The following is a 4,032-nucleotide window of genomic DNA, read 5'->3' on the forward strand; positions in this document are numbered from 1 at the left end:
CGCGCAGATCGTGATCGATCCGATGGAAGCCAATGTCCTCAGCAGAAATGTGCTGCAACGTCTGCCCATCGACCAGCGCGAAGGTCGTGCGCAGCGACGCATGCCGGGCCACGATGCGGTCCAATGCACGCTGCAACGCCTGCGTATCCAATGCCCCACGCAAGCGCAGGCCGCCGCTGACGTGATACGCCTGGCTAACGCCCTCGAACTGCGACAGGAACCAGAGCCGTTGCTGCGCAAACGATAGAACGCGCGGTGCATCTGTCTCCAGTGGCAGGATCGGCGGCAAGATCGCGCTGGACGAGGACGCCACACAAGCGGCAAGGTCTTGCAACGTCGCATGCGCAAACAACTCGGCCACGCCAATCTCGACACCCAATTCCTTGCGCAAACGCGAAGCAACCCGCACCGCCAGCAACGAATGTCCACCGAGCGCGAAGAAGTTGTCGCGCCGCCCGATGCTCTCTAGACCCAATAGATCGCACCAGATCGCGGCGATGGTTTGTTCAATCGTGCCCTGCGGTGCCTCATACGCACACGCCGCATAGGCTGCGGCATCCGGTGCGGGTAATGCCTTCCGATCCAGCTTGCCGTTCGGGGTCAGCGGCAAGTCATCTAGATGTACGTATGCGCTGGGAACCATGTAATCCGGCAAGCGCGCACCAAGCTGTGTACGCACTGCTTCGGGATTAAGCTCGATGCCGTCAACATCACCCACCACATAGGCGACCAGACGCAACTCGCCAGCGCTGTACTGACGAGCGATGACCACTGCATCACGCACGCCGTCGCAAGCACGCAAGGCAGCCTGGATTTCTCCGAGCTCGATACGGAAACCGCGCAGCTTAATTTGATCGTCATTGCGACCGAGGAACTCCAGCGTGCTGTCGGCGCGCCAGCGCACCAAATCGCCACTGCTGTACATGCGTTGACCAGGCTGTTGAGCGAACGGATCAGGCACGAAACGTTCGGCCGTCAGATCCGCACGGCCAAGATAGCCACGCGCCAAACCATGACCAGCGATATACAGTTCACCCGGTACGCCATGTGGGCAAAGCTGTCCGCGCACATCGAGCACGTAAACTCGCACACCAGCAAGCGGAAGCCCGAGAGGAATGCGGTCTTCATCGCCACACAGCGCGTGCATGAGACAACCCACTGTGGTTTCAGTCGGGCCGTAGTGGTTGAAGATCTGCGTGCTTGGCGAGCGCTCCCGCCACCAGCGCACAGCATCGACAGACGGTGCTTCGCCGCCGAGCACCAGCACTCTCACGCATCCGTCCAGCAGGGTATCGCCAAGTTCCTGCTGCAACAGCATCAGATGAGAGGGAGTGAGCTTGAGTGGAGCAATGGCGCGCCCTTGCCGCAGTGCATGCGCCCAATCTGCCGGTGTACTGTCATGTGCGCACAATTGCACGGTACCGCCGCACAGCAACGGCGGATAAATCCCGGTCAGAGCCAAATCGAAGTGCAACGAAGTAAAGACCAGCGAGGTATCGCCTGGCTGCAAGGCGCAGCGTTCGCTCAGTGCCGCAGCGTAAGCGACCAGCCCCTGGTGGGTGATCATTGTCGCCTTGGGCTGGCCGGTGGAACCGGAGGTGTACATCACATAGGCCAGATGCTGCCGCTGCAACCCCGCGATATCGGGATTGTGCGTGGCACGCTGGATGAGCGCGAGATCGGTTAGGCTGATTGTCGGCAGCGTCAATCCATCGCGCGATGTCGTCGGCAACGACTGATCGACGATGACGACGCTGGCGCGGCAGTCGTCCAGCAATGCGAGCAAACGCTTGCCAGGCGATGTCGGATCGAGCGGAACATAGGCTGCGCCGGATTTGAGAACACCGAGCATGGCGACAATGGCGGCGGTGCCGCGTTCCAGGCAAATCGCCACTCGGTCGTCTGCACGCACGCCTAATTCGCACAGGTAATGCGCCAGACGGTTGGCCTGTGCATTCAACTCGCCATACGTGAGTGACTCATTACCCTGCACCAGCGCGATGGCCGATGGATCACGCGCTACCTGTACTTCGAACAATTCGTGTACACACGCATCGCGTGGATAATCCGCTGTCGTTGCATTCCACTGCATCAAGACCTGCTGCCTTTCGGCCTCAGGTAGAACATCGAGATTGCGCACTGCTGTCTGTGGTGCATGTGCAAGTGCATCGGCAAGCCTTTCCAGCGCCTTCACTAGAAACGCGCATATCCGTTCCGCAACGAGTGGCCGCTGCGCCTGCACCGTCAGCGCAAATCCCGACCCCGCATCGTCGATAGCAACCATGAGCGGATAAGTCGTGCGCCCATACGCTAGCATGGTTTCGATTCCCTCCCACGCCATTGCCTCGGCAGCACCTTCTGCTTGAATCCGATGCCGGTAGTTGAGCAGCGAGGTAAACAACGGTGCAGGTGCTGGAACACCGCTGCACCGCTGCACCAACGACAACGACGCATGCTCGTGCCGCAAGAGCTCTGCAAGACGTTGCTGCATAAGATGCACACTCTCTACCACACTGGACCCGTCAATCTCGATCCGCAGCGGCAAGGTATTGATGAACATGCCAAGGGCACGGTCGGCTCCCACTCCACCCTGCATGCGGCCAAACAGCACGGTTCCGAATACAACACGCTCATGGGGCGTTGTGCGTGCCACCACCTGCGCCCAGGCCAGATGGAACAGACTGGCCGTGCTCACGCCGAGCGTCCGTGCCTGGCTGCGCAGCAATGCCGATAGTGGCTCCTGCAGATTGACGCGCACCTCGTCCACGTCGGATCCATCACCCTGTCCGTCAACCAGACCGAACGGGGCACAGGGCTCATCTACATCGGCGAGCATCGTCCGGAAATACGCCTCGTGCTCCTCGCGACTCACGCCCAGCAGCGCCTGCGCCACAAAATTGCGGAACGGAAGCGGGGCTGGCAAGGTGTCAGCTTCACCACATAAGTGGCAACTGACCTCCTCTAACACGATCTCCAATGTCGTGTGATCCAAGGCAGCATGGTGACTGAGCAACTGCAGCAGCCAGCGGCCACTGCTCGAATCTTGCATCGTAAAACCACGCATCAGCGGCGCCTGACGCATATCCATGCGCCAATGCCGTGGATCGAAGCGCGATTGCAGCTGTGCCGCCGCATCACCTTCGGCATCATCCAGACACACCTCCTCGATCGGCAGCGGCGCATGCCGCCACACGACCTGGACCGGTGCGGCAAGCCCTTCCCAGGCGATCGCCGTGCGCAGGATGTCGTGACGATCAATGACACGCTGCAGCGCATCGACAAACCTATCCAAACGCGAACGGCTATCGAACGCGATCAAGTTTGGCAGCAGATAGGCATCACCTTGTTGTTGCATCAGATGATGGAAGAAAATGCCTTCTTGCAACGGGGCCAGCGGATAGATGTCCTGGATATTGGCCGAACCGCCTGGGGTCATCGCAACGATGCGATCGATCTGCTCCTGAGTGAGTGCTACCAGCGGCAACATCTCAGGCGTGATCGCTACGCTGTCTGGCCCAATGCGATTGGGCGGCACGCTGACTGACACGCGGCCGCTCGCCGCAGCCAGTGCCATAAGCGTCGGAGTGGTGAACAGTGTGCGCAAATCGGCCTGTAAACCCTGCTGGCGCATCCGCTCGCTCAGCGTCACCGCCAACAACGAATGTCCACCGAGCGCGAAGAAGTTGTCGTGGCGTCCGATACTTTCCAGACCCAGCAGATCACGCCAGATCGCGGCAATGGTGTGTTCCACCTCACCCTGCGGTGCTTCATACGCAGGTGCGGCATAGGCTGTCGCATCCGGCGCGGGCAATGCCTTGCGATCCAGCTTGCCGTTCGGGGTCAGCGGCAGGCGATCCAACTGCACATAAGCCGCCGGCACCATGTAATCCGGCAACGTGTCCGAGAGCCAACTGCGCAAGTTTTCCACGCCAAGGGACTCGTGCGTCGCATCCTGCGTCGCAACCCAATACGCCACCAATCGCTTGTCGCTGCCCGTGGCATCTTCCAGCGCCACCACCACACACTCGCGCA

Annotated in this window: 1 protein-coding gene; it reads right to left on the reverse strand. The window is 60.5% G+C overall.

The window, feature by feature from the left end:
- On the reverse strand, positions 1-4,032 hold a 4,032-nt coding region (locus XALGPE39_RS15930; protein WP_161795319.1), incomplete at both ends, for a non-ribosomal peptide synthetase.

Source organism: Xanthomonas sp. GPE 39, assembly GCF_000963005.1.
Classification (GTDB): Bacteria; Pseudomonadota; Gammaproteobacteria; order Xanthomonadales; family Xanthomonadaceae; genus Xanthomonas_A.